This is a genomic window from Pseudarthrobacter xylosi (genome assembly GCF_055412765.1).
In genome coordinates, this window is record NZ_JBVAYT010000004.1 from 276,954 (window position 1) to 296,564 (window position 19,611).

At 65.3% G+C, this 19,611-nt stretch carries 17 protein-coding genes, 1 pseudogene and 1 riboswitch; of the genes and pseudogenes, 7 read left to right on the forward strand and 11 right to left on the reverse strand.

From position 1 onward, the window contains the following. Positions 1-133: 133 nt before the first annotated feature. The 3 genes from sigE to ACZY1F_RS11380 all read left to right on the forward strand — a co-directional run bounded on the left by sigE (position 134) and on the right by ACZY1F_RS11380 (position 2,121). Entirely contained in the window at positions 134-751 is a 618-nt protein-coding gene (sigE, locus tag ACZY1F_RS11370; protein ID WP_463941781.1) for an RNA polymerase sigma factor SigE, read from the forward strand. Positions 752-759: 8 nt separating this feature from the next. Continuing rightward, the gene (locus tag ACZY1F_RS11375; protein ID WP_463941782.1) at positions 760-1,641 is read left to right on the forward strand and encodes an anti-sigma factor; all 882 of its coding nucleotides are present in this window, start codon (positions 760-762) and stop codon (positions 1,639-1,641) included. 69 nt (positions 1,642-1,710) lie between these two features. Continuing rightward, entirely contained in the window at positions 1,711-2,121 is a 411-nt protein-coding gene (locus ACZY1F_RS11380) for a twin-arginine translocase TatA/TatE family subunit (RefSeq protein ID WP_463941783.1), read from the forward strand. A 25-nt stretch (positions 2,122-2,146) separates the two neighbouring features. On the opposite strand, the gene ACZY1F_RS11385 is transcribed toward ACZY1F_RS11380, so the two are convergent. The 3 genes from ACZY1F_RS11385 to ACZY1F_RS11395 are packed head-to-tail and all read right to left on the reverse strand — an operon-like array spanning position 2,147 to position 5,341. After that, positions 2,147-3,274: an Mrp/NBP35 family ATP-binding protein gene (locus ACZY1F_RS11385; protein ID WP_463941784.1), complete on the reverse strand. Its 1,128-nt coding sequence runs from the start codon at positions 3,272-3,274 to the stop codon at positions 2,147-2,149. A gap of 11 nt (positions 3,275-3,285) precedes the next feature. Further along, positions 3,286-4,065: a DUF1003 domain-containing protein gene (locus ACZY1F_RS11390; protein WP_463941785.1), complete on the reverse strand. Its 780-nt coding sequence runs from the start codon at positions 4,063-4,065 to the stop codon at positions 3,286-3,288. Next, entirely contained in the window at positions 4,058-5,341 is a 1,284-nt protein-coding gene (locus ACZY1F_RS11395) for a magnesium transporter MgtE N-terminal domain-containing protein (RefSeq protein ID WP_463941786.1), read from the reverse strand. Before ACZY1F_RS11395 ends, ACZY1F_RS11390 begins: the two co-directional genes overlap by 8 nt. Before the next feature lie 77 nt (positions 5,342-5,418). Here ACZY1F_RS11395 and ACZY1F_RS11400 point away from each other — a divergent pair, with 77 nt between their 5' ends. Next, positions 5,419-6,471 carry a YflT domain-containing protein gene (locus tag ACZY1F_RS11400; RefSeq protein ID WP_463941787.1) on the forward strand — a complete coding sequence of 351 codons (1,053 nt, stop codon included), beginning with the start codon at positions 5,419-5,421 and terminating at the stop codon, positions 6,469-6,471. Between the two features lie 116 nt (positions 6,472-6,587). On the opposite strand, the gene ACZY1F_RS11405 is transcribed toward ACZY1F_RS11400, so the two are convergent. The 4 genes from ACZY1F_RS11405 to ACZY1F_RS11420 all read right to left on the reverse strand — a co-directional run bounded on the left by ACZY1F_RS11405 (position 6,588) and on the right by ACZY1F_RS11420 (position 11,685). Beyond that, entirely contained in the window at positions 6,588-7,421 is an 834-nt protein-coding gene (locus ACZY1F_RS11405; protein WP_463941904.1) for a carbohydrate ABC transporter permease, read from the reverse strand. Positions 7,422-7,501: 80 nt separating this feature from the next. After that, positions 7,502-8,485 (reverse strand): carbohydrate ABC transporter permease, encoded by a 984-nt coding sequence (locus ACZY1F_RS11410; protein ID WP_463941788.1) that lies wholly within the window; start codon positions 8,483-8,485, stop codon positions 7,502-7,504. A gap of 33 nt (positions 8,486-8,518) precedes the next feature. Continuing rightward, complete coding sequence (locus ACZY1F_RS11415) at positions 8,519-9,883, reverse strand: sugar ABC transporter substrate-binding protein (protein WP_463941905.1); 1,365 nt, start codon at positions 9,881-9,883, stop codon at positions 8,519-8,521. A 203-nt stretch (positions 9,884-10,086) separates the two neighbouring features. After that, positions 10,087-11,685, reverse strand: a complete 1,599-nt coding sequence (locus ACZY1F_RS11420; protein WP_463941789.1) for an aminopeptidase P family protein — start codon at positions 11,683-11,685, stop codon at positions 10,087-10,089. A gap of 82 nt (positions 11,686-11,767) precedes the next feature. On the opposite strand from ACZY1F_RS11420, the gene ACZY1F_RS11425 reads away from it, so the two are divergent. Then, positions 11,768-12,616: a PHP domain-containing protein gene (locus ACZY1F_RS11425; protein ID WP_463941790.1), complete on the forward strand. Its 849-nt coding sequence runs from the start codon at positions 11,768-11,770 to the stop codon at positions 12,614-12,616. A 15-nt stretch (positions 12,617-12,631) separates the two neighbouring features. Here the strand turns inward: ACZY1F_RS11425 and ACZY1F_RS11430 are convergent, their stop codons facing one another. The 4 genes and pseudogenes from ACZY1F_RS11430 to thiE form a co-directional block, all read right to left on the reverse strand. After that, entirely contained in the window at positions 12,632-13,504 is an 873-nt protein-coding gene (locus ACZY1F_RS11430; protein ID WP_463941791.1) for a DNA-methyltransferase, read from the reverse strand. Positions 13,505-13,512: 8 nt separating this feature from the next. Then, on the reverse strand, positions 13,513-15,207 hold the full coding sequence (locus tag ACZY1F_RS11435) for a DEAD/DEAH box helicase (RefSeq protein WP_463941792.1): 1,695 nt from the start codon (positions 15,205-15,207) through the stop codon (positions 13,513-13,515). 292 nt (positions 15,208-15,499) lie between these two features. After that, positions 15,500-17,021, reverse strand: a pseudogene (locus ACZY1F_RS11440) (RNB domain-containing ribonuclease). Between the two features lie 64 nt (positions 17,022-17,085). Further along, positions 17,086-17,862 (reverse strand): thiamine phosphate synthase, encoded by a 777-nt coding sequence (thiE, locus tag ACZY1F_RS11445; RefSeq protein ID WP_463941793.1) that lies wholly within the window; start codon positions 17,860-17,862, stop codon positions 17,086-17,088. A gap of 27 nt (positions 17,863-17,889) precedes the next feature. Beyond that, positions 17,890-18,009: riboswitch (TPP riboswitch) on the forward strand. On the opposite strand from thiE, the gene thiO reads away from it, so the two are divergent. Next, positions 18,002-19,378 carry a glycine oxidase ThiO gene (gene thiO, locus ACZY1F_RS11450; RefSeq protein ID WP_463941794.1) on the forward strand — a complete coding sequence of 459 codons (1,377 nt, stop codon included), beginning with the start codon at positions 18,002-18,004 and terminating at the stop codon, positions 19,376-19,378. Its footprint overlaps the riboswitch before it by 8 nt. Continuing rightward, positions 19,375-19,611 carry a sulfur carrier protein ThiS gene (thiS, locus tag ACZY1F_RS11455; RefSeq protein ID WP_463941795.1) on the forward strand — a complete coding sequence of 79 codons (237 nt, stop codon included), beginning with the start codon at positions 19,375-19,377 and terminating at the stop codon, positions 19,609-19,611. Before thiO ends, thiS begins: the two co-directional genes overlap by 4 nt.

Sequence of the window (19,611 nt, forward strand, 5' to 3'; positions counted from 1 at the left end):
AAGAACCGCCCCGGTCAGGAAATTCCCAGCCAAATTTGAAATGATGGATATCCGGTCATCCATGAGGTGATCGGCGCCGAACCAGAGATGTCAACAGTATCCGGGCGATAGCAATCCACGATGGGAGTGGACGATGTCAGCATCAGGTATGGCACCTGTCCCTGCGACGCAAGATTCCGCCGCTGTATGGGTCAGGCCCACCTGGGAGGAAGTGGTGGCCAACCACTCCGCCAAGGTCTACCGCCTGGCGTACCGCCTGACGGGGAACAAGTTCGACGCCGAGGACCTCACCCAGGAGGTGTTTGTCCGCGTCTTCCGGTCACTGGAGAATTTCAAGCCCGGGACACTGGATGGCTGGCTGCACCGCATCACCACCAACCTGTTCCTGGACCAAGCCCGCCGGAAAACCCGGATCCGGTTTGACGCGCTGGCCGACGACGCCGAATCCCGGATTCCCGGGCGTGAACCCGGACCGGAACAGAGCTTCGAACTAAACAACCTGGACCTCGATGTCCAGGCTGCCTTGGAGGAGCTGCCCCCGGCCTTCCGCGCCGCCGTCGTGCTTTGCGACTTGGAAGGCCTGTCCTACGACGAAGTGGCCGCTGCACTCGGCGTCAAACTGGGCACCGTCCGTTCGCGTATCCACCGGGGCCGGACCATGCTGCGCGAAAAGCTGGCCCACCGCGATCCCCGGCCTCAGCAAGGACGAAAGCCGAAGCTTTCGCTGCCACGCATCGCCAGCATCCTCTGATCGGCACCATGACGCCCCAGAACCCCTTCGGACGCCGGCACCACCGCGGCGCCGAGCACGTGCAGACCTGCGCAGAATGTGCAGCGGCCCTGAAGCGTGAACGCCAGTACATCGAGCGTCTCCGTGATGCGGCCGTGCCGCCTGCCAGCGATGACCTGACGGCCCGTCTGCTGGCCAGGACACAGTTGCTGGCGTCCGCGGCCGAGCCAGCCCCGCGCCAGTCCCAAGCCGTGAAAATCCTCGCACTCGCCGCCGGCGGCACGGCTGCAGCCGCCGGAATTCTTGCGGTCAGTGCGTTTGCGCTGGCGGGGGACAGCACGCCCGTCGCCCAAGCGGCCATCAATGGGAGCCTGGTGCAGCATACGGCCCAGCTGCCGGCCGACGGCAGGGAGCTCAGCGCACCGCAATTGCTCGCCCTTCGCTCGGAAGGCTGGGTCTGTCCGGAACTGGAGCAGCTTGGCTTCCACGTCCGGAGCGCCAATGCCATAACACTTAACGGGCGGCCGGCGGTGGAATTGCACCTCTCCGATGGGAACCACTACGCCACGATCGTGGAACAACATCCTGCGGACGCCGAGCAGAACTCCGGTCAGGGCGCCGGCCTAGGCGCAAGCCAGACGGATGAGAAGCTGGTGGTCCGCAACCTGGCGCCCTGGACAGCCACTGTTGAGACTACGGCCGGGATTTTCACCGTGGAATCCGACCTCCAGGCGGAACAGGCCGAAGACGCCGTGCCAGTGCTGAAGCGGCTCAGCGTCCTCGCCGTTGAAGGAATTAATGCGGGTGCCAGCACGGCGCCTGCTGCCGCCGCAGTGACCGCAGAGGACGACTCTCCCGCGGCCCGGTTGGAGCGGGGAATCCGCAAACTCGGGGAGATACTGGCTCCTTGATGCAGGCACTTTGCGACGCTGGCGGGCAGGAATCGTCAGCCGGGCTCCGGAGAGGGTAATCTTCCTAAAGTGTTTGGAATCAACGGCCCGGAGTTCTTCCTCCTGCTGATCATTGGCATCCTGGTGATCGGTCCCCAGCGCCTGCCCGAATACACCCAGAAACTTGCGAATCTTGTGAAGGAAGTCCGCCGGATGGCCTCCGGTGCGCGGGAGCAGATCAAGGAAGAAGTCGGCATCGACATCGATGATGTCGACTGGAAGAAATACGATCCCCGTCAGTACGATCCGCGGCGCATCATCAAGGAAGCCCTCCTGGACGACGACGCCAAACCCGTCAGTGCCGGCGCGCCCGCCGCGGTAGCGGCCGTCGCCGGTGCAGGGGCCGTTGCCACAGGCGGGACGGCTCCCTCCCGTCCGGAACGCGTGGTCCAGTCACTGCCCCCGGGCGAACCAGCCCCGTTCGACACCGAAGCAACGTAGGCGCTGCCGCCCCTGGTGGACTGCGCTAGCGGGGCTGCAGGCCCAGGTTCATCCCTGTAAGGCCCCGGGGCCTCGCAGCAAGTTTTCCCGCAATCTCGATCAGCGCAATGGCCGCCGGAGTCTCCGGCCGGCCAAGCACGATCGGCGCGCCGGTATCGCCGCCTTCCCGCAGCAGGATGTCCAGTGGAATCTGTCCCAGGAGCGGTACCTCGGTGCCCACCGTCGTCGTGAGCCTTTCGGCGAGGACCGCCCCGCCGCCGCTGCCAAACAGCTCCATCCTCCCGCCGTCGGGCATTTCCAGGTATGACATGTTCTCGATGACGCCGGCCACTGTCTGACCTGTCTGGGTTGCAATAGCACCGGCGCGCTCGGCGACGTCGGCGGCTGCGGCCTGCGGTGTGGTGACCACGAGGATCTCCGCCTTTGGCAGCAGTTGGGCCACCGAAATCGCGATGTCGCCAGTGCCGGGCGGCAGGTCGAGGAAAAGGGCGTCGAGGTCGCCGAAGTAGACGTCGGTCAGGAACTGTTCCAGGGCCCGGTGAAGCATCGGCCCCCGCCAGGCAACAGGCTGGTTACCGGTGACGAACATGCCGATGGAAATCACCTTCACGCCGTAGGCCACCGGCGGCAGGATCATGTCATCCACCCGGGTGGGTGCCTGCGTGATGCCCATCAGGGCCGGCACCGAGAACCCGTGGACGTCGGCATCCACGATGCCTACCCGGAGCCCCTGGGCGGCCAGGGCGCAGGCCAGGTTGACCGTCAGCGATGACTTGCCCACACCGCCCTTGCCGCTGGCCACCGCAAATACCTTGGTCAGCGACCCTGGCTCGTTGAACGGAATCCCGCGCTGGCCGGAGGCGCCGCGGAGCTGTTCCTTCAGGGCATCCCGCTGGGCCTGGTTCATCACTTTCAGTTCAACCTCGACGGCGGTCACGCCCGGAACTGCGGACAGCGCCTTTTCGGAGTCAGCAGTAATGGTCCCGCGCAGGGGACAGCCCGCGATGGTCAGCAGGACGGCCAGACTGACATGGCCGTCCGCAGAGATGTCTACGGACTCCACCATGCCCAGTTCCGTGATGGGACGGCGGAGCTCAGGATCGATCACAGTGGCCAGTGCAGCGTTGACTGCCTGCTCCAGGGGGTGGCTCATGCGGGCAGGGCTCAGCTTTCGGTGGTGGGGTTGTGCTCCGGGACGGCCGGGTCCTGCATGGCGGGGTCGTTGGTGGCGGTGTCTTTGGCTGCGGTCTCGTTGGCAACGTGGCTGGGTACGTGGCTGGGTACGTGGCTGGGTTTGATCTTGGGAATCTGCTGCGTGCGGGGGTTCCGCTGTTTGTCGCGCTTTTCCTTCAGCTTTTCCTTGACCTTCTCACGCGGAGACTCATGGACGCCGGACCCGGCGGGATCGTGGGTCCGCAGCTCCTCCTGCGCTTCCAACATGTCCTCGAGGAGCGTGCGCAGCTCGGCCCGGACGTAGTCGCGGGTGGCAACCTCGCGCAGCGCGATCCTCAGCGACGCCAGTTCCCGGGTGAGGTACTCGGTGTCGGAGAGATTGCGTTCGGCGCGCTGCCTGTCCTGCTGGAGCGAGACCCGGTCCCGGTCATCCTGCCGGTTCTGGGCAAGCAGCAGTAGCGGAGCCGCGTACGAGGCCTGCAGCGAAAGCATCAGGGTCAGCAGGGTGTAACCCAGGAGGCGCGAATCGAACTGCCATTCTCCCGGCGCCCACGTGTTCCAGACCAGCCAGATGACAACGAAGACCGTCATGTAGACCAGGAACTGCGGCGTGCCCATAAACCGGGCGAAGCCTTCCGTGGCGTGGCCGAACGCGTCCGGATCCGGCGAGAATTTGGGCAGGATGCGTTGGCGGCCGCTTAAGGGTGTGTCGAGCCCGCCCTTGGCCGCGGCCTTCTTGTTGGGATTCTTGGGGGCGCCGGTGTCAGCCAATGCGGCCTCCCAGTTTTCTTATCGGGGCTTCGCCATCATAGGCGCGCCAGTCATCGGGTAACAGATGATCCAAGACGTCATCAACAGTCACCGCCCCTACTAGCCGGCCGGCGTCATTGACCACCGGAAGGGAGTTCAGGTTGTACGTTGCCAGGGTGCGGGCCACTTCGCTGATGTGGGCCTGGTCGGACAATGGCTCAAGGTTCTTGTCCACCAGGTTGCCCAAGGGCTCGAAAGGCGGGAACCGCAGCAGCTGCTGGATGTGGACCACACCCAGGAAGCGTCCGGTGGGGGTTTCCAACGGAGGCCGGGTGATGAAGATAGAGGAGGCCAGGGCGGGGGAGAGTTCTTCCCGGCGGACGTGGGCCAGTGCCTCGGCGACAGTCGCCTCCGGAGGAAGGATCACCGGAACAGGCGTCATCAGGCCACCGGCAGTATCCTCGTCGTATTCGAGGAGCCGCCTGACGTCCTCGGCGCCTTCGGGTTCCATAAGCTGTAGCAGTTCTTCCGCCTGGGCTGTCGGCAGTTCGCCAAGGAGGTCTGCGGCGTCGTCGGGATCCATCTCCTCCAGGACGTCGGCTGCGCGTTGGACGTCAAGGGCGGACAGGATTTCCACCTGATCGTCCTCGGGCAGTTCCTGCAGGACGTCAGCCAACCGTTCATCCTGGAGTTCGCTGGCCACTTCGAACCGGCGTTTGTCGCTCATCTCCTGTAGCGCCTCGGCGAAGTCTGCGGGTTTGAGGTCCTCGTGGTTGGCCACGAACTGGGTAGCTGCCTGAGGTTCAGTGCGGGCACCCTGGCGGGCGTCTGCCCAGTCGATGATCATGGTCTCGTTCCGGCGCAACCGGCTGAGCGGGGACAGGGAGTGGCCCCGGCGGACGAACAGCTTGCTCACGAACCAGTCGCGGGACCGGTGCTGGTCCATGGCGATGTCTTCGATCGTGGCGTCTCCGCTGCCGTCCCGGAGTGTGACGCGGCGATCGAACATTTCGGCGACCACCAGCGTCTCCGCTCCGCGCTGCTCAAAGCGCCGGAGGTTGACCAGACCCGTGCAGATGATCTGTGTCTGGTCGATGGAGGTAATACGTGTCATCGGCACAAAGACGCGCTTTTTGCCGGGAACTTCGACGACGATACCCACCACGTGCGGGGCACCGCGGCTGCCACGTGAGAGCACCACCACATCGCGCAACCTGCCCAAGCGGTCGCCCAAGGGGTCGAAGACGTCAAGACCCAGCAGGCGGGCCACAAAGACGCGCGAAAGATTTGTACTCACGTCTACAGGCTACCGAGTCTGCTCTCTTTTAGCTGAATTTACAGGCGGCATACATGCTGATGGGCAAGAATGGGTGTATGTCAAACATTTTTGGTGCTCCCAAGGCCGGTGGCCCCAGTGGGCCCGACGACGCCAGGACGGTGCCCACCGGCGACACCGTGGGCTCGTACACCTCCTACTTGGATGCCCAGAAGGCGGTGGACTACCTCGCAGACCAGCAGTTCCCGGTCCACATGGTTTCCATCGTGGGCAACGAACTGAAGATGGTTGAGCGGGTGACCGGCCGCCTCAGCTACCCGCGGGTGGCTCTCTCCGGGGCTCTCAGCGGTATGTGGTTCGGCCTTTTCGTCGGCGTTATGCTTTCCTTCTTCGCGCCGTCGCCCGGCTACTTCTCCATCCTGGCGTCCGTGCTGATGGGGGCCGCCTTCTTTATGCTGTTCGGCATCGTCACCTATGCCATGCAGCGCGGAAAGCGGGATTTCACATCCACCAGCCAGGTGGTGGCCACCAACTACGACGTTGTGGTGTCGGTGGAAGCCGCCCATGATGCGCGCCGGCTGCTCCAGCAACTGCCCATGAACCGTTCGGACGCAGCTGCCCCGTACAATCCCCAGGGCTACCAGAACCAGCCGTACGGCCAGTCGGGTCCGCAGGGCCAGCAGCCCGGCCAGCAGGGCCAGCAGGGCAATCAGTCCGGTCCGGCGCCCGCACGTCCTGCCACGTGGAATGACCCTTACGGGCAGCAGGGTGCTGGCACACCAGGCGAGGGGGAAGCCCAGGGCGGCCAGGTGCACGCCGCCGGGCCGGACCAGGGCGCGCAGCCGGAGGCAGCGGCTCAGCCCCCGAAGACTCCCGCCGCCGCCGTCCGCTACCCGGACCTCCCTGACGGCCGGCCCCAGTACGGCGTCCGTGTCTCGGACCAGCCCGCCTCGGACCAGCCCGCCTCAGAACAGGCCACCACTGGCCAGCCCGCCTCAGAACAGGCCACCACTGGCCAGCCCGGCGCGGAACAGCCTGGCTCAGAACAGCCGGGTTCGGCACAACCCGGCGCAGGCCAGCGGACCACAGAACACTCCCGGACGCCGTCCCAGGCTGACGCCACCAAGGACTCCGGCGACTCCACACCTTAGGCCGCGCCCCCGGAGTCCTGGTTATCCATGGCCCGGGGAGCGATGCCCGCAGTCCACAAACAACTCCGCCCGGTGCAGCACTTGCTGCACCGGGCGGAGTCGTTTGTGAAGCTGTCTTACTTGACGCTGCCGGCTGTCAGGCCGCCCACGAGGTATTTCTGGAACATGAAGTACAGCACCACCACAGGGACGGCACAGACCAAGGAGGCCGCCATCAGCTGCGAATACACCGGAATTGCGCCACCCTCAACCGCGGACGCGAAGACCTGCAGCGCAACTGCGGCAGTGTGCGTGTCCGGCCGGGTGAACACGGACGCGAAAAGCACGTCATTCCAGCCCAACAGGAAGGCAAAAATTGCTGAAACGATGATGCCGGGCCAGCTGAGCGGAATGATGATCCGGAACAGGATCCCGAGGTTGGACGCGCCATCGATACGCGCCGCTTCCTCCAGTTCCCTTGGCAGGCCGCGGAGGTACGTGACCATAACCCAGGTCGAGAACGGCAGCGCGAACGTCAGGTAGGCGATAAACAGGCCCCAGAGGGTGCCGATGACGGTCACACCCAAGTAAGTGCCGGCGGAGGAGAAGAGCACAAAGACCGGCAGGAGCATCAGGGTGCCCGGGACGGACTGGAGACCCAGCAGCCCGCGCAGCACCGTCAGGCGCCCGCGGAACTCAAACCGGACCAGGACGTAGGCCGTGCCGATGGCCATGATGGCCGAGACGACTGCCGTGGCCCCGGAAACGATCAGGCTGTTGCCGATGGCTTTGGCCAGGCCCACGGAATCCCAGATTTTGGTGTAGCTGTCCAGCGAGAAGCTGCTCGGCCAGAACTCGCCGCTGGCGACTCCCACATCCGTGTTCAGCGAGGCCAGGAAGATGTACACGATGGGAACGAGGACCAGGGCGCAGAGCAGGACCGTGAGGATGGCCAGCAGCGGCCGAGGCATGAGGCGTGTGACCTCCAGGGCTGCGTCACGCCGGATGGGCTGCTTCTTCTGCTGCTCGATCGGGTTTGCCGCGTCGATGGTCATTTCTTTCCTCCTTCGTGCACATCAAGCCGGACTGCGCGCAGGTAGATGAAGAGCGGAATGGCGATCAGGATCAGCGATACGACCGCCATGGCGGCGCTGAGGCCAAACCGGAAGCTCTGGAAGCTGGTGACGTACACCAGGATCGGCAGCACATTCACATCCGACGGCGCCGGCGCACCAAACAGGACGTAGGGGAGGGTGAAGTTGTTGATGTGGTTCAACGTGGCCAGCAGGAAGGCCAGCGAAACCGGTCCCTTCAGGTAAGGGAAGATCACGTAACGCAGCTTGTTCCACCACAGGGCCCCATCAAGGGCAGACGCCTCGTGGACCTCGTGGTCCACCGCCTGCAGACCGGACAGCGCCAGCAGGTAAATGAACGGCCAGGCCGCCCAGATTTCCACCCACACCAGCGTCCAATAGGCGTTCGGGCCGTTGAGCCACAGTCCGCCGTCCATTCCCATGTTGGTCAGCGTCACGTTCACGATGCCATCAGGCTGCAGCATGGTCCGCCACACGCTGGCCACCACAAACGACGGCAGGACGTAGGGGATCAGGAAGATGGAGCGCACCACGGCACGGCCCCGGTAGGCGTTCTGGGTGACGACGGCGGCGGCCACGCCAAGCGGGATGGTCACCACGGTGGAGATCAGCGCGAAGGAAACAGACAGCCAGATGGAGCGAAGCAACTCGCTGGTGAGCGCCGCTTCAATGTAGTTCTGGACGCCGATGAATTCGGCACTGACCCATTGGCGAAGGGTGTACTGATCCAGATCGATCAGCGACATCCAGATGCCCATGGCCAGGGGGACGAGGATGACGATCGTCATCAGCAGCCCGCCGGGAATCAGGAGCCACAGGGGCCGGTTCTTCTCGCTCAGCCCCTTGCGGCGCTTGCCAGGGGGTGAAGTTTCGCCGGGTCCGGCGGCCGCCCCGGCCGCGGGACTGCCCAACGGCCGGGGCTCGGTGACGCTGCTAGCCATTTTCCGTAACCTTCCGCAGTTGGTGGGTCGGTCCTACTTCTTGGCCCGGTCCAGTGCGGTCTGCGATTTGGCCTGTTCGTCCTTGAGCCGTTGGGACAGGTTGGATTCGCTGACTGCACCGGAGGCAAGATCCGGAATGGACTGGACAACTACGTTGGTCAGCGCCAGCTGCACATCGCCCCACGCACCGCTGAAGGGCGTCGCTACTGATTTGGCTCCCGACTCGAGGGCTGGCGCAATCACTTCATTGGTGGCGAGTTCCTTCGCGGCTTCCTGGTTTGCGGGAAGCTGGCCGAAGACCTTGAAGTAGTTGAGCTGGACGTCCTTGCTGGTGATCATCTTGATAAACGCAAAGGCGAGGTCTTTCTGCTTCGAGTAGTCAGCTACCACGAGGTTGTCACCGGAGAGGATGCTGGCGGCAGGCTTTCCCCCCGAAGGGTTGGCGGTCTGGCCCGGGGGAACAGTGGGCATCAGTGCGTACTTGTACTTGCCCTTGACGGCCGAGGCATCCAGTGCCGGGATGGACAACGGCGAGGTCATGGGGAAGTACGCGGCCTTGCCGGCGGCGAAAGCGGCCAGGGCCTGCGGGTTGGCCCAGCCGACGGAGGAGGGGTCAACTACCTTGTCCTTGGTCACCCAACCGAAGTAAGTCTCGTAGGCCTTCTTGGTAATGGGGTCATCGAGACGGACCTTGCTTCCGTCAATGATGGGGTTGCCAGCTTGGATGGACATGCCCCAGATGTACTTCCAGGGGTCGAAGTTGTCCTTGTATGCCACGGCAACACCGTACTGGTCGCCCTTGGTGAGCTTCTTTGCCTGCTCGGTGAACTCATCCCACGTGGTGGCAGGCTTTTCAATGCCGGCGGCTGCCAGGAGATCAGTGTTGTAGGCCATCACGAACGGCCGGCTCACGAAGGGGATACCGATCTGGTTGCCGTCATCCGGACCGGAAATGCCGAGTGCCGCGGGAACGAACTTGTCCTTGCCGCCGAGCTGGTTCCATTCGTTGTCGCCCAGTTTCACGAACGCCCCGGTGGAGTACGCCGTGGGGGTGAAGGTGGTGCCCAGTCCGTAGACGTCAGGTCCCTGGCCCGAGACGACAGATGTCTGGATCCGGGTCATTTCGTCATTGGCGGTGGCGAAAGTCTCCCACTGGATGTCTGCTCCGGTTTCCGTCTTGAACTTGGCGCTCATCTCCTTGAACCAGGCCTGCTGCTCCTGGGGGTACTGCGCGGTGACGTTCATTAGGACGTTGAGCGTTTTTCCCGTGCCGTCCACCTTGCCGCCCGAGGCGCCGGAGGTCGCACCGACCGAGCCGCCCGAGCCGCCGCACGCGGCAAGCATAAGAACGGAAATGGCCGCTGCGGCGATAGTGCCGACCCGGCGCGGTTTGGACATACCCATGAGACTTCTCCTTTGAAGACATACATTGCGGCAGAGACCCGAGACTCAAATTCAGTCTACGATTTCTTTCTCCGCGGCTAGCGTAATCATCAACGCCAACTTTTGGCAAGCGATTGCCAAAAACTGTTATGAGAGCTTCATCCAGGGGTGTGGCCGTCCAGCGCATCACGGCGGTGATGCGCTGGACGAAAGTACTTCTAGCGGATGTCTCCGGTTGCCAAACCGCCGTCCAGCTCCTGGTAGATGCCGGCCATCCAGGACTGGATGTCGTCGGCCTTGCGGGGCAGCGCGGCGCTGAGGTTCACCGGACCATCGGCGGTCATCAGGATGTCGTCCTCGATCCGCACTCCGATGCCGCGGTATTCCGACGGGATGGCCAGGTCCTCGTTCTTAAAGTACAGGCCGGGTTCGATGGTAAAGACCATGCCCTCCGTAAGGATCCCATCGAGGTAAAGCTCGCGCTTTGCCTGGGCACAGTCGTGGACATCCAGGCCGAGATGGTGGCTGGTGCCGTGGGGCATCCAGCGTCTGTGCTGCTGGCCTTCGGGGCTGACGGCTTCCTCGACGCTCACCGGGAGGAGCCCCCACTCGGCGAGGCGTTCCGCCAACACAGTGGTGGCGGCGGTGTGGATGTCACGGAACCTCGCACCCGGCCGGGCAGCGGCGAATCCGGCATCGGCAGCATCCAGGACTGCCTCGTAGACCTTGCGCTGGACTGCGGTGAACGTGCCGTTGACGGGCAGCGTCCGGGTGACGTCGGCGGTGTAGAGCGAGTCCGCTTCAACGCCGGCGTCCAGCAGCAGCAGTTCGCCGGCGTTGATCCTGCCGGTGTTCCGCGTCCAGTGCAGGACCGTGGCATTGTTGCCGGCGGCGGCGATGGTGTCGTAGCCGAGTTCGTTGCCTACCTCGCGGGCACGGGCAAAGAACGCGCCTTCAACGACGCGCTCGCCGCGGGCATGGGTCAGGGCCCGGGGCAGGGCCTTGACCACCTCCACGAAGCCCTCGACAGTCGCAGCCACCGCAGTCATCATCTGCTCGATTTCCCACTCATCCTTCAGGAGCCGGAGTTCGGACAGCGCTTCGGAAAGCTTTTCATCGAGTGCATCCAGGACAGCGAGGTCCAGGTTGTCCGGGTCCTTGGCAGTGTTGTACCGGGCAGTATCCACCAGGGCGTCGATGTTCTCGTCCACCTTGCGGACCAACCGGATGGAGATGCCGCCGATCTCGGGGGCGCCCACGTTCTTGGTGATCGCTGATTCAAGTCCGTCGATGTGGGCCGTGGCCAGGCCAAGGCGCGCTTCGAACTCTGCAAGGGTGGGCCGTGTGCCGATCCAGAACTCGCCGGAACGGGAGTCAGCGTAGAACTGTTCTGTATCCCTGCCTGCCAGCGGACGGAAGTACAGCGTGGCACGGTGGTGACTGCCGCCGTCGCCCTTTCCTTCACCGGCAGGCTCCAGAATGAGGACAGCGTCCGGTTCGTGGTCCAGGCCCAGGCCAGTGAGATGCGCAAAGCCCGAATGCGGACGGAACCGGTAGTCGCAGTCGTTGGAGCGGACCTTCAGGGGACCGGCGGGGATGACCAGGCGTTCGCCTTTGAACTTCTCCGAGATGGCCTTGCGCCGGGCCGCTGCGTAGTTGGCCACGGCGTCGAGCGCCGGCAGTTGTTGCTCGGACGGCGCCCAGTTGCCGGCCATAAAGGCCTTGAAGGCGGCGGAACTGGGCCGCTGCGAGCGGTTGTTGACGCGCTCGTCGAGGGGCTGGGAGACAGAGGTCGGGGTGTTTTCGGCATCGTTCACGGCACCATCGTCTCACCAGCACCGGGGCGCGCGCGACAAAGGATCCAATGCCGGCGCGGGCGCGGTCAACTAGGCTGGGTAAGTGAGGATTGACCTGCATGCCCACTCGAATGTTTCGGACGGCACCGAAACCCCCGCCGACGTGATGGCTTCGGCTGCCCGGGCGGGCCTGGACGTGGTGGCACTGACCGATCACGACTCAACCGGAGGCTGGGCCGAGGCGTCCCTCGCGGCGCTGGAAAACGGGGTGGCGCTGGTTCCCGGCATGGAGGTTTCCTGCCGGACCGGGCAGGGCATCAGCGTGCATCTGTTGAGTTACCTGCACGATCCTGCCCACCCGGGGCTGCTTGAAGAGATCACCAAGGCCAAGGACGCACGCCTCACCCGGGCCGAACACATGGTGACCTTGCTCGCCGAAGACTACCCGCTGACGTGGGACGACGTCATCCACCATGTGGCTCCCGGGGCGACACTGGGGCGGCCGCATATTGCTGATGCCCTGGTGGCGGCCGGCGTGGTTTCGGACCGCTCCGAGGCGTTCACGTCCATCCTGACGTCCCATTCACGCTACTTTGTCCAGCACTACGCGCCCGACCCAGCCACCGCCGTCGAACTTGTCCGTGCCGCTGGCGGGGTGCCCGTGTTCGCGCACCCCGTGGCGTCCGGCCGGGGCCGGGTCGTGGGGGAGCGCACCTACCGGGACATGATCGACGCCGGCCTGGCCGGCCTGGAGATCGACCACCGTGATAACCCGGAGGAAGGGCGCGAGTTCCTCCGGGGCCTTGCCGCCAAGCACGGACTGCTGATCACAGGCTCTTCGGATTACCACGGAACGGGCAAGCCGAACCTGCTCGGAGAGAACCTGACCACAGAGGAAGTGCTGGCACGGATCGAAGAACTCGGCACGGGAACCGCCGTGGTCCGTCCCTAACGGGTCCGCATCGACCTAGCTGGCCGGGAACGACGTAAAGCTCGCCTTGGCACCCAACCGCTTGGCCATCACGTCGATGGCAGGCTGGTTCTGGTCCACACACACGAATTTCCGGTCGAGCTTGGCCGCCACGGCGCCAAGGGTCCCGGAACCGGCGAAGAAGTCCAGGCACCAGTCACCGGGCCGGCTTGACGCCGACACCACCCGGCGGATGAGGCCCTCGGGTTTCTGCGTGGGGTAGCCGGTCTTTTCCTTGCCGGTGGGGGAGACGATGGTGTGCCACCAGACGTCGGTGGGCAGTTTCCCGAGCTCCCGCTTCGCCGGAGTCACCAGGCCAGGCGCCATGTAAGGCTCGCGGTCCACCTCGGCGTTGTCGAAGTGGTATTTCGCCGGGTTTTTGACGTAAACGAGGATGTTGTCGTGCTTGGTAGGCCAGCGGTACTTGGCACGGGCACCGTAGTCGTACGCCCAGATGATCTCGTTGAGGAAGCACTCGCGGCCGAAGATCGCGTCAAGCATCACCTTGGCGTAGTGGACTTCGCGGTAGTCGAGGTGGAGGTAGAGCGTGCCGTCGTCTGCCAGCAGCCGCCAGGCCTCCACGAGCCGGGGTTCCAGGAACGACCAGTAGTCGCTGAAGGCGTCATCGTACCGGTGCAAGGCTCCCTTGATGGTGTCGTAGGAACGCCCCTTGAAGCCCACGCGGTCGCCGTCACCATCGGTGTTCAGGACCATCCGCGTTTCCTGGCGCTTCTGGACCCTGCCCGTGTTGAACGGCGGGTCAACGTATATCAAGGTGAAGGCGCCGTCCGGCAGCGAGGGGAGGTACTCCGCGTTGTCCGCGTGAACCACCAGGTTGCTGCCGTCCGGCGCCCAGACGGTGTCAGTCATCGAGGCTGTTATGCCTCGGTGCTGCGCTGCTGCGGGCCGTTGTCGGCACCGGCCACCACTTCGCCGTTGCGGCGGCGGGTCCGGGTCCGGCTGCGACGGGCGCGGGGGTCCACTTCGCCTTCGGCCGGAGCCGCGGTAGCCGGCTCTGGGGCGGGGCTGGTGCCGGCGGTCGCCGCATCAGAGGTACGACGACGGCGGTCACCGGAGCGTCCGCCGGGCTCGCTGGTGCGGCGGCTGCTGCTGTCCCGAGCGCCGGAGCGGCCGGCGTCGCGGTTGCTGTCGCGGCCGCCGTCACGGCCGCCGCTGGGGCGGGTGTTCTTTTTGCCGGTCTCGCCCAGATCTTCGAGGACCTCTGCGTCGACACCGGCCAGCACGCGCTTGTTGCGGGGCAGGCGGCCCTTAGTGCCTTCCGGGATGTCCAGCTCTTCGTAAAGGTGCGGCGAGGAGGAGTACGTTTCCACCGGCTCCGGGACACTGAGTCCCAGGGCCTTGTTGATCAGGCCCCAGCGCGGCATGTCGTCCCAGTCAACGAAGGTCACGGCGGTGCCCTTGTTGCCGGCGCGGCCGGTCCTGCCCACACGGTGCAGGTAGATCTTTTCGTCTTCAACGCACTGGTAGTTGATGACGTGCGTGACGTCGTCGACGTCGATGCCGCGGGCGGCGACGTCGGTGGCCACCAGGACGTCCACCTTGTTGTTGCGGAAGGCGCGGAGGGCCTGCTCGCGGGCGCCCTGGCCCAGGTCGCCGTGGATGGCGGCGGCGGCGAAGCCACGGTCCACAAGCTCCTCGGCAACCTTCGCGGCAGTGCGCTTGGTCTTGGTGAAGATGATGGTCCGGCCGCGGCCGCGGGCCTGCAGGATGCGGGCCACAACTTCGATCTTGTCCATGCTGTGGGCACGGTAGATGAGCTGGCGAATGTCGCGCTTGGTCAGGCCCTCGTCGTCAGGATCAGCGGCCCGGATGTGGGTGGGCTGCGTCATGTAACGGCGGGCCATGGCGATGACCGGGCCTGGCATGGTGGCGGAGAACAGCAGCGTCTGGCGGACCGCAGGGGTACCGGCGATCAGCGTTTCCACATCCGGCAGGAACCCGAGGTCCAGCATTTCGTCAGCCTCGTCAAGGATGACCATCTTGACGTTCTTCAGGACCAGGTGCTTCTGCTTGTAGAGGTCGATGAGGCGGCCCGGAGTACCGACGACCACCTCGACGCCGTTCTGCAGGGCCTCCACCTGGGGCTCGTAGGCGCGGCCACCGTAGATGGTGGTGATGCGGGCGTTGCGCTTGCGGGACGCGTTCTGGAGATCGTTGGCCACCTGGACGGCCAGTTCGCGGGTGGGCACGATGACCAGGGCCTGCGGTGCACCCGGAACGGCGAGCTTGTCATAGCCGGCGTCGTCCGGACCCACCACACGCTGCAGGGCGGGAATGCCGAAGCCGAGGGTCTTGCCGGTGCCGGTCTTGGCCTGGCCGATGATGTCGTGGCCCGAAAGCGCCACCGGCAGGGTCATGGCCTGGATGGGGAAGGGGTGGGTGATCCCGGCATCGGCCAAGGATTCCACAATGTCGGCGCGGACGTTGTAGTCCGCGAAGGATTTCTCCTCGATCTCGTGCGGCTTCTCGTCCGAGATGATGGTTTCTTCCGGCTCGAGGACTTCGAGGCCGGAATCGTCGATCAGAAGTTGGTGCGTATGCAATTCACTCACAGTGGAGTTTCCTTAATTCATTGGGCATTGGCGCTGCCTGCTCAACGGGCCGGCCAACGTGGCCGTTCCGGAGCACGCTCGAAGCGCGCAAGCAAATCCAGTGGAAGCCGATCGCGGGCTATCAAATGCTGGCACTGGTGACCAACGGGTGCATCTCAAGATCGCGTAGGGGCGGGCTTGTTGAATTCAAAATCAAGGAAATCAACGACCGGGCATCCATATCTACTTCTTCAGTCTAGCCGTACGGACCCGGAATCCCGGCTTTGGGCTGAACAGGCAGGGCGCCAAACCGTCAGGCCAGCAGCTCGAAGTGGACTTCGCGGGCGGCAATATCGGAGGAGATCAGGCGGACCCTCACCTTGGTGCCCGATTCCAGATCGCCGGCGCAGCGGGCCGTCACGGCGGGTTCGGCGATCTGGATGATCCCCGAGGGACCGTTCCCGTTTTTCGCGGCGCCGTTTCTCGCAGTGCCGTTCTTGGCGCCGTTGCCGTTTTTCCCGTTGCCGTTTCCGTTGTCCTTTTGTGGCTTGGAGCCGGAGATCACGATCGCATCGAATTCCTGGCCCACATGGTTGACCAGGAGCGCGGCTTCCACAGTATCCAGCGCCATGCGTTCCATCCGCGATGCCAGTTGGTCGGATCCGGCCATGATCTCCGGCAGGGACGGCAGGGCTTCCCGCGCCCAGTCCGGTACAGGGTTGCCGTTGCTCAGGGCTTCGCAGATCACCAGCACGAAGCGGTCGATAAGGCGCCGGAGCGGTGCCGTGGTGTGGGCGTAGGCGGCGCCGATGGCGGACTGGACGGCGGCGTCCGGGACGGTGCCGTCAAACGCCGTGTAGCTGGCGCCGCGGAACAGCATGCCGGCCGAGTGCAGGATGGCCAGTTGCCGGGGCTCTGTCGGATCAAGGCTGCGGAGGTATTCGCCGTAACTGATTTTGCCGTCCCACGGCTTGCCCAAGGCCTCGGTCTGGAGGCGGAAGTGGCGCAGGGAGCGCTCGTCCGGCGCCGGCATGGTGCGCAGGATGCCCACTTTTCCTGCCAACATCAGGTTCGCCGCCGCCATTCCGGTCATCAGGGAAATCTGGGCGTTCCAGTCCTCCACCGGAAGCTGCGGTGCCGCGGCAATCCGGTAGCCGCCGTCGGGCAGTTGCACGATTTCCTGCTCGGGCATGTTCAGGCTGGCGCCGCCACGCTGCCGCTCCAGCTCAACACGCTTGAGCCCCACTTCCTTCAGGAGCTGGAGCACGGGACCGGCTGTCCCGGCGTCGAGTTCGGCCTGGACTCCCTTGTAGCTCAGCTTGGCCCGGCTGCGGATGGTGGACCGCCGCACGCTCACAGTGGCGACCTGTGCGGCGTCGTCCAGCCCGAACTCCCAGACATAGGCGGAACAGAGCTGACCGGCCAGGAGGCTGCCGGCCCCTTCGCTGATGACCTCCGGATGCAGCGGAATACGGCCGTCAGGGACGTAGAACGTCTGGCCGCGGCGGCGGGTCTCTGCGTCCAGTCTGCCGCCAGGGCGGACAAAGGACGGCACGTCAGCGATGGCGTAAAGCACCCGGTAGCCAGTGTCTGCGCGCTCGATGAACAGCGCCTGGTCCAGGTCAGTGGAGGACGCCGGATCGATGGTGAGGAAGTCCACGTCCGTCAGGTCAGCGCCCGGCAACTCGTGTGCGGCCACGGCCGCTTCCGCGTCCCGGACCGCCTCCGCGGGGTTAGGGCCCCGGCAGTTCAAGCTCGGTCCGCAGGGCGCTCAGTGCCGCCGCGAGGTCGTTGGTCTGCTCGTGGACATTTGGGGCCAACCGATGATGTGACACGAAAATTAGGTTAGCCCGATTTCCATGGATCGTGCACGCCCACCGTCCGCCACGCGGGGGATTGTCAGGATGCGCCCGCGTCCAGGGCGGCCACGAATGCCGCCGCGGCCGCTGCGGGATCGGAGGCCTCGGTGATGGCACGCACCACAACAATCCTGCCGGCACCGGCCTCCACCACCTGCTCCACGTTGCCAAGATCGATGCCGCCGATGGCAAACCAGGGCAGCGTGGCCTGGATGCCACCGGCAGCGCGGACTGCTTCGGCCGCATACCGCACCAGGTCAAGGCCGACGGCGGCCCGACCGGGTTTGGTGGGAGTAGCCCAGACCGGTCCGACGCAGAAGTAGTCCAGGCCGCGTTCGGACGTCAGCCCGCCGGACAGCCGGATGGCGCCTTCGATCTGCTCGGCGGTGTGCGTGGAAAGACCGACCGCAACGCGCCCGCCCAGCAGCGTACGGGCGGAAGCAACCGGCAGGTCCTTCTGCCCGATATGGAAGACGGGGGCGCTGGACAGCAGCGCGATATCGGCGCGGTCGTTGACCGCCCACAGCCTTCCGTGGCGCTCGGCCGCAGCCTGAAGCACGGCCAGCAGCTCCAGTTCCTCCGCCGCCTCGATGGACTTGTCGCGGAGCTGGATGATGTCCACGCCACCGGCAAAAGCCGCGTCCACAAACTCGCCAAAGTCCCCGCGGTCCCGGCGCGCATCAGTGCACAGGTAGAGCCTGGCACTGTGTGGGATGCCTGTGGCCACGCCGCCGGTATGGTCTGTTCCGGCTAGGGATTCGGGAGCGGAGGAGGTGGCGGAGGGCGTGCCTGCAGCGGCGAAGGATTGCGCGTTCATGGAAACCAGCCTAATTCCCCTAAACTGGGCGGGTACTGCGGGAGCCCGTTACAGCCGTCACAAAGCGGCCGGGCTGAGAGGGCGTCAGAGCCGACCGCTTGACCTGATCCGGCTAGTACCGGCGTAGGGAAGGAACCAGATGCCCCCCGCAATAAGCAGCCCACCTGTGACTGCATCAACCAGCGTCCCGGCCAGCACGGCCGCCGTGCTGCATGCCGACGTGGCAGTCATCGGCGGTGGAGTGATCGGCCACGCCATCGCCTGGGAGGCCCGGCGATCCGGCCGTTCCGTTGTGCTGATCGATGACGCGCCCGGGAGCGGCGCCAGCTGGGCAGCCGCCGGCATGCTTGCCCCTGTGAGCGAACTGCATTACCAGGAGGAAGACCTGCTGGAGCTGATGCTTGCATCCTCCGGCCTGTGGCCCGCCTTCGCGGCAGACCTCGCCCTGGCGGGGGCTGGCGAGACCGGATACCTGACGACGCCGACCCTCGCCATCGGCGCGGACGCTGCGGACCGCCGGGCGCTGATGGACCTCCGGGCTGTGCAGCAGGCCAGCGGCCTGGTGGTGGAACCCCTGACTGTCCGTGAGGCCAGGTCCAGGGAATCCCTGCTCAGCCCGGCCATCTCCTGTGCCCTGGACATCCCCGCCGACCACCAGGTGGATCCACGGAAGCTGGTGGCGTGCCTCCAGGAAGTCCTGGCCCTCCATGAACCGGGGGCTGGAACCGCCGTGGCAGGTGCCCGCAGGGGATTCGCCGTTGACCACCGGGCCACTGCCCTTCTCTGGCAGGACGGCCGCGTCAGCGGCGTGGCGCTCGCCCACGGCGGAACTGTCCGGGCCCGGGAGACCATCGTGGCCAACGGATTGCAGGCGGCCTCGCTGGAAGGCCTGCCGGCAGGACTGCTCCTGCCCCTGCGGCCCGTCTACGGTGACATCCTTCGACTGGCTGTTCCGCAGCACCTGCGCCCGCTCCTCACCTCGACAGTCCGCGGAATGGTCCATGGTGTGCCGGTTTACATCGTTGCCCGACAGGACGGCACCGTGGTGATTGGGGCAACGCAACGGGAGGACGCGCTCGCCGGGACAGGCGATGGTGCCGTCTCAGCCGGTGGCGTCTACCAGTTGCTGCGTGACGCCCAGGTCCTGGTGCCAGCCGTCTCGGAGCTTGAACTCCTGGAATGCACGGCACGGGCAAGACCGGCGACGCCGGACAACGCGCCGCTCCTGGGCCGCGTTCCGGTTTCCGCACCAAGGCCGGGGAACGCGGGGAACCCGGGGAGCACAGGAGACATTGCAGGGCTGATCATTGCCACCGGATTCTTCCGCCACGGTGTGCTGCTTGCTCCCGCGGCGGCAGCCATCTGCCGGGACCTGCTGGACGGCCGGACAGACCCGCGATGGGGGGCGCTCAGCCCCGCCCGCTTTTCTGGAAAGCACCACGTAGCCGGCACACAGGCCCCACCCAAGGACATCAGCAGCATGAAGGACCTCGACCCGCAGAAGGAATCAGCATGAACATCACCCTCAACGGCTCGCGCCATTCCGTGGCGGACGACGCCTCCATCACCACCCTCATCAGCCAGATCACAGGCCGGCCCCTCGCAGCCAACGGCCAGGCGGAAGACGGGCAGAAACTCGGCGTCGCCGTCGCCCATAACTCGGAAGTAGTACCCCGCAGCCAGTGGTTCGTCACGGCGCTCGCCGAAGGTGACGACGTCGAACTGGTCACAGCAGTCCAGGGAGGCTGA